This window comes from Paenibacillus sp. 01T422 (assembly GCF_056398785.1).
In genome coordinates this window covers 1-7,189 of sequence record NZ_JBFTQB010000536.1, presented here as the reverse complement: position 1 = coordinate 7,189, position 7,189 = coordinate 1, and the positions used below count along the sequence as shown (strand labels likewise).

General features: G+C 46.7%; 5 protein-coding genes. All 5 read left to right on the top strand.

Features of this window, described 5'->3' with window-relative positions:
* Nucleotides 1-4: 4 nt before the first annotated feature.
* Nucleotides 5-169, top strand: a complete 165-nt coding sequence (locus AC1DUA_RS25205) for a chorismate mutase (protein WP_477502377.1) — start codon at nt 5-7, stop codon at nt 167-169.
* A gap of 210 nt (nt 170-379) precedes the next feature.
* Nucleotides 380-1,414, top strand: a complete 1,035-nt coding sequence (locus AC1DUA_RS25200; protein WP_477502376.1) for an S-layer homology domain-containing protein — start codon at nt 380-382, stop codon at nt 1,412-1,414.
* Between the two features lie 288 nt (nt 1,415-1,702).
* Nucleotides 1,703-5,728, top strand: a complete 4,026-nt coding sequence (locus AC1DUA_RS25195; RefSeq protein WP_477502375.1) for a PA14 domain-containing protein — start codon at nt 1,703-1,705, stop codon at nt 5,726-5,728.
* Between the two features lie 180 nt (nt 5,729-5,908).
* Nucleotides 5,909-6,502: a TlpA family protein disulfide reductase gene (locus AC1DUA_RS25190; protein WP_477502374.1), complete on the top strand. Its 594-nt coding sequence runs from the start codon at nt 5,909-5,911 to the stop codon at nt 6,500-6,502.
* A 176-nt stretch (nt 6,503-6,678) separates the two neighbouring features.
* A partial coding sequence (locus tag AC1DUA_RS25185) for a 3-keto-alpha-glucoside-1,2-lyase-like domain-containing protein (protein ID WP_477502373.1) occupies nt 6,679-7,189 on the top strand: 511 nt, incomplete at its 3' end.

Below are 7,189 nucleotides of genomic sequence, written 5' to 3'. Positions count from 1 at the left end.
TCACTTGCACTCGCAAGATGTTAGCCGCGAAAATCAACAGTTTCAGAAGATCGCTAAGCTTTCGGCTCAACATGGATTGAACCCTGAATATGCTTCGGAAATTTATAGATGCATCATTGATATCGTTATTGCTCGGCACGAAGAATTATTCAAATCGACATGTTCATAGGGGGCAAAGGTAGCCGGATAGGGAATCAGTTTCCTGTATCCGGCTTTTTTCGTGTTTCATGCGGAGGCGATTGGGGTTTCAGAGATCCGTGATGTTGTGTCGTTCCACCTCAAAATATCCGAAAATAGCAAATTTACACCTGATATTCTAAATACATGTTTGCTAGATTTTTTTATATTGGAGTTAATGAAATGAAAGGGGCACTCCAACGTGAAAGTAAAAAAAATAATGACAGGAAGTTTAATGACCGTTTTCGCTGCAACGATGATAGTAGGGGGAGCAGCACCAGCTTCAGCAGAGGACTCACCCACTTACACGCTGACTGTTCTTACCGAAAAGCCGTCCAAAGGAGAAAATGTGGAAGTACTAATAAAGGGGCATCAGCTGAAAGACGTCTACGCGTACGAAATCAATTTGGACTTCAATCCAAAGCAGCTGAAATTAAAAGAAGCGACTACGGAGATTCCTGGATTTTCCGTTTCCCCCATTGTGAAAGATAACCATATTCAACTCGCACATACACGCATAGGCCGAACGAAGGGGGACGATGGCGAACAGATTTTGTACAAATTAAAATTTGAAGCGATAGACGACGGGAATGCGGAGCTTGCGATCGGCAAGGTCAAATTGGTCGATTCCATTCTAGCTAGTACGGATCAAGAGTCGAATGCCAAAGTGGCTGTTGAGATTAACGATTTGTTCCCATTCGATGATCTTGGCGATTTCACATGGGCCAAAACGGCGATTGCCTACCTGGCTGAGAAGGGAATTGTCAATGGAACGGCAGAGCGCACTTTCAGTCCAGGGCAGCCTGTTACACGTGCCGATTTTGTGGTTCTTCTGATGCGAGCTTTGGAAGTAAAAGGTGGAACAGGCGAGCGCTTTGACGATGTGCAGCAAGGTGAGTACTTCGATGAGCATTTATCCGCTGCGAGAAGCTTAGGCATTGTAGAGGGTGACGAATATAATAACTTCCATCCGAGAGCTTCTGTGACTAGAGAAGACATGATGACTCTGACAGCTCGTACCTTGAAAGCGCTGAATAAGCTCCCAGCAAGTAAAGGGACTTCGTTAGTAGATTCGTTTAACGATACTTCAGACATTTCGGAGTATGCGATACAAAGTGTTACAACACTCGTGGAGATGGGCTTGGTAGATGGTTATGGAGAGGGCATTCATCCGAAGGAATCTACGAATCGCGCCCAAGCGGCCATGTTGATTTATAAACTGTTGACTGCCAAATAATCAAAGGTTAATAAGCGTGAATAGCAGCAGGGAGGGGCTTGATCGGCAGAAAATGCCGTTGAGCAGCCTCCTTTTTTGTCTCTATATTTGTAGTACACTCCGTGAACGAAAAGGCAAGAAAACGTAAAAAAAGGCGGAATAACCTAAATACTTCCTCTCTTCATTGTTACATAATGTATCTGTAATCTTTCAATGAATAGGATGAAAGGAGTTCATGTGCAGACAAAGGAGAGGCTCATACAAACTCTCGCCCATTCATCATTTATATGATCAGGAGGCTAGAATAGGATGAAGTTAAAGAAAACGTTCAATAAGCTGCTTATTGCCGCTTGTGCATTCGGTACAATCTCAACGGCTCCGCTCATGACCCTTCAAGCACAAGCTGCGGAGATGGCGAATGAGCCTGTCGTTCACGGTTTAAAAGGTGAGTACTATACAAGTTTGGGCTCTCCACAGTTTAACTTTGGCACGTTAAAGTCAACCGTACTTGATCCCAATCTGGACTTCGGCAATTTGGATCCAGCGTTTGGGATTTTAACCGGGCAGCAGGATAATGTGAATGTACGTTGGAGCGGGTTCATTGAACCCCAATTTTCCGAAGATTACACGTTCTCAATCATTGGAGACAACGGCTTCCGGCTCTGGATTGACAATAAACTGGTCATTGATCATTGGGTCAACGATTGGGATAAGGAGCAGGTAGCAGCGCCAATTAAGCTAGTTGCTGGGCAAAAATATGCAATTAAAGTTGAATATTTTGAAAATACCGGCGGTTCTAATTTGCACATGCGGTGGTCGAGTCCTTCCGTACCGAAATCAGCCATACCAACTGAGGCTTTTACCCCGCCAAGCGGATTCTCCTATGGGGGCAGCGTAGCTGTTGATGGGGCGACGGCTGAAGTTAAACTGGATAAMCCAGTGCAATCGCTTCCAGCAGGTTTTGTTAATCATTTTAACGTCAATGTCATGGGCATCAACTGGCCGATCGCTTCAGCAGCGCTTAAGCAAGGTGATAACAGCACGATCGTGGTTACGTTCCAGTATCCGGTGTATTCGAAGGATGTTTGGTTAGTTAAGGCAAGTTATGACGGGCAAGGCGGCCTTGAGGATCAGGATGGCAGAGTCGTCCAGGCATTCGATAAAATGCTGAAAAACGATTCTACGTATCAAATCACGACGCCATGGGCGAGCCAAGTAGATAAGGAGCATGTGCTGCCTGAATATCCTAGGCCGCAGCTCGTTCGCGATAAATGGCAGAATCTGAACGGGGAATGGCAGTTCCAATCGGCTAAAGTCGGAGAGGCGCTACCTACTGGGCAAACGTTGAACGATATCACCGATCAACTAAAAGCTGGCGATAATGAACTGATCGTACATGTGCTGGACAATACGGATATGGGTGAAGATCAAGCTGTCGGTAAGCAAACGGTGAAAAAGCTTGGAGGCATTTGGTACACGTCCGTCTCCGGTATTTGGCAAACCGTGTGGATGGAGCCTGTCGCTCAGGCTCACATCGAGAAGCTGGATATGAYGCCTGATCTTACCAATCAAAAGTTAAAATTAACCGTTCCCGCAGGAGCAGCTAACAATCTCACCGTTGAAGCCATTGCTATGAAGGACGGTCAGGAAGTAGGAAGAATCAGCGGCCCTGCCGGCACGGAGCTGCAAGTTCCTGTCCCGAACCCTCGGCTTTGGACACCGGATGATCCATTCTTGTACGATTTACAAGTTCGTTTGAAAAACGGGGATCAAGTTGTCGATCAGGCTAATAGCTATTTTGGAATGAGAGAGATCAAGCTAGGGAAAGTAGACGGCATTACAAGACCGCTGCTGAATGGCAAGTTTGTCTTCCAAATGGGGCCTCTCGATCAGGGCTTTTATCCGGATGGTATTTATACAGCCCCTACCGAAGATGCCTTGAAATTTGATATTCAAGCTGTGAAACGAGTCGGTATGAATATGATCCGTAAGCATATCAAGGTAGAGCCGGCTCGCTGGTATTATTGGGCGGATAAGCTAGGCGTCCTCGTGTGGCAGGATATGCCGAGCTTGGAGGATCGTCAAAACAACCATGGCGCGGATATTACACAAGCTACCAAAACGCAGTGGCTTAAGGAATATAAAGAAATGGTCGATCAGCTTCGCAGCGTACCGTCGATCATTGAATGGACGGTCTTCAATGAAGGCTGGGGCGAATTCGATTGGGGCGGACAGCAGACGAAGGATGCGACCAATTATGTGAAGGGCCTCGACCCAACGCGTCTCATCAATAACGCGAGCGGTTGGCAGGATTCCGGTGCAGGCGACTTGGTCGATATGCATGCTTATCCGTCTCCGAACTCACCGAAGCCAACGGATACACGTGCTGCTGTACTCGGGGAATATGGTGGCCTTGGTCTACATACACCAGGACATGAATGGAGTCCGCTCGTGTTCTCGTATCAAGAGATGAAGAGCAAAAAAGAGATTACGGACAAATACATCGATTACATCAATCAATTGAAAAATCTCAAAGGAAATCCTGGCTTGAGCGCAGCGATCTATACCCAAATCACTGACGTCGAGTATGAGATTAACGGCTTGCTTTCTTATGACCGCAAAGTGGAAAAGCTCGATTTCGATCGAATTGCCAAAGCGCACCGCGAGTTAATTGGCACGGTAACGGCCGGCGATTTGTCCAGCGGCATTCAAGAGGCTGAGCAGCTTTTCAGTAAGCTCACCGCAGGTACGAAGCCTGGGCAATATCCGCAAGCTGTGGTGGATCACTTCCAGGGTGTCATTCAATCCGCTAAGCAGATACTTGCGGACAATAACGCCACTGCGAGCGACTACCAGCAAGCACTTACTAGCCTAACGGCTGAGAAGGAAACTGTTTATGCTGGTGTGAACGATCCGCTTCCAAAAGGTTCCACCGTGGATAACTTCGACAGCACCACGTTAAACAGCAATTGGAGCATTTATCGTCAAAATAACGCCAATTGGAGCCTGACGACCAATCCGGGCAAGCTAACGATTCAGACACTCGCTGGCGATAGCTTTGGCAATTCAAATGCACTAAAAAATGCCTTCTTGCAAAATGCGCCTAGCGGTGATTTTGTTATTACGACGAAGGTAGATGCGCAAGTGAGGAAAAACTTCCAGCAGGCTGGCTTGCTTGTTTGGCAGGACGAAGATAATTATGTGAAGTTCGGGCATGTGTGGGATACAGATGGTGCCACGGGCAAATCCCTGGAATCAGCTTTTGAGAAAAATGCCACATACACCAAAGCGGGTCATATGGCGGCACATCCAGGTTACGATACATCGTACCTGCAAATCCGTAAGGTTGGTAACGTTTACACAACCTATTATTGGGACGGTTCCAGCTGGAAGCAGGCTGCAGACCCTGTAACGGTACAATTAACGAATCCCAAAGTTGGATTCTACGCTTTCTCTGCAACCGATGGGACGTCCATCCCGGCTAAGTTCGATTACTTCTCCGTCGGCCCGATTGTGAATGATCCGACAGCGTCGTTAACTGGACCTGCCTCGGTCTCAAGCGGGGAACCGTTCGACTCAATACTTAGCTTGAACAGTGTTACGCAAAGTGTGTATGCAGAAGATTTAAGCGTTACGTACGATGCAAAYCAACTTGAATTTGTATCCGCAGAAAGCGTGAAAACGGGCTTAACCCTCCTCGATAAGAAAGTCGTGCCAGGTACGGTTCGTCTGATTACAGTGAATGTGGGCGGCACAAGCATTAATGGCGATTTGCTGAAGCTTCATTGGAAAGCAAAGGCTACTGGCGAGGATATTACAAGCACGATTACACTTTCCAATCTTGTTTTGGCAAATGGAGAGGGCGTAGAGACAGCCGTAGATGGGGCCACTCAAAGCATTCGCATTCTTGCTAATGTGGATAAAACGGCACTGAATACGCTCATCGCTGGAGCACAAAGTAAGTATGATGGCGCGACAGAAGGTACAGCGGTTGGTCAGTATCCTGCTGGTGCCAAAGCGGCATTGCAAGCAGCGATCGACAAAGCAACGTTGGTTGCTAACGATGCGAATGCGACGAATGCGCAAGTTGCACTGGCGATTACTGAACTGAATCAAGCGCTGCAAATCTTTAACCAGTCGGTTGTTACTGGAAATTCCGGTGACACGAATGGCGATGGTAAGTACTCAATCGGCGATTTGGCTATTGTTGCAGCCGCTTATGGTAAAACATCGAGTGACGCAGATTGGGATAAGTACAAACAAGCAGATCTGGACAACAATGGTCGTGTAGACCTTGTCGATTTGGCAACGTTGGCACAGAGAATTTTGGAATAAACGCTAAGTAAAGTTCGCCTAACCTCAGGATCTCTTGTGGTTAGGCGGCTTTTTTGTGTGAAAGTGTGCCCTGCCCTGAACTTATGTCAGAATCGCGCAAAGTTTCGCCTAATCGCGTAAAGACGCTCTTTTTTCACACGGATATAATCAGAGTAAACACATGTTCAGGGAGAGGTTCAAATGAAGAAAATGATCAGTGTGCTAGTTGGCATTATATTGCTAACCTGCCTGCCATTTTATCTGCATCTCGCAAACAAGAGTACGGAACCTAATCCTGGCGGCGATGGGCAGCGATTGGATGTCCACAAGCTGGAGAGCATCGTAAATTTGGCGAGTTCGGGGGAGAAGCCAGGTACGGGTGATGTCCAAGCGCCTTCTTTTACACTAAAAGCACTGGATGGCTCGTACCATACGATTGGAGGCAAACGGGAGAAGCCGGTTGTGATTCATTTCTGGGCTAGCTGGTGTGAAGCCTGCTCGGTTGAAGTAGCCACACTGCATAAACTGTACGCGCAGTATCAGAATCAGGTTGATTTTCTTGGCATTAACGTGTCCACCGAAGAAAAACCGGAAAACATTGAGAAATTCGTGAAACAGAATAATCTCAAGTATCCGATCCTGCTGGATGAGCACAAACATGCTGCTGATCTGTATCAGCTTCATGCGCTGCCCACTGTTTTTCTAATCGATAAAAATGGCTTTGTGTTGGACACGTTTCATATGGTAGATCCGCTTGAACTTGAAGAAAAGATCAGGCATCTTGCGGAGCCTTAAATGCTTTAAATGCTTTCTACAATCTCTGTTTATGGCATTCCGATGGCTGTGAATAGAGCTTTAGAGATACTGGATTAGAAGGGAGGAGACAGCTTAACGGCTGACGACCTACATAACAGAGTGGCTGATGTGAGGACAAGGTAAGGTCTAAATTAATTTAGGAAAAGAGGTGTCCTGTGTTCAAAGGTAAAACGGTAATCGTCCAACTACTTATTTTTGCTTTATATTTGACCATGCTATCTCCCTATCCGGTGCAAGCAGCGGAAGCGGAAAAAATACCAGGCTATTTTGCTGATCATTTCGACAAAATGAAGATTAACGATACATGGAATGCCATTGAAGGCCCATGGTCCATTGATGCCGGCAGACTGTCGGTAGCGAAAGGACAAGGTTATAAGGCGATTTCCAACAAGAATGACATGAGCGACTTTACGATAGAGTCTGACATTCGTGTGGCTGATCGTAACGGAGACGCTGGCTTGTTATTCCGAACAGTGAGCGCAACACCAGGTGCAGATAATGTGCGAGGTTACTATGCAGGGCTTAGCGCTACTGGAACTGGGGCCGTCATGCTCGGACGAATGAGCAACAATTGGACGGAATTGAAACGTGCGAGTGTAACGATTAATCCGAATACGGATTATCATTTGAAAGTTTCTGCTGTAGGCAGTCAAATTAACGTATATG

What these genes read in the sequence shown, in the direction of transcription:
- AC1DUA_RS25190 (WP_477502374.1), top strand. Translation starts at nt 5,909, where the DNA reads ATGAAGAAAATGATCAGTGTGCTAGTTGGCATTATATTGCTAACCTGC.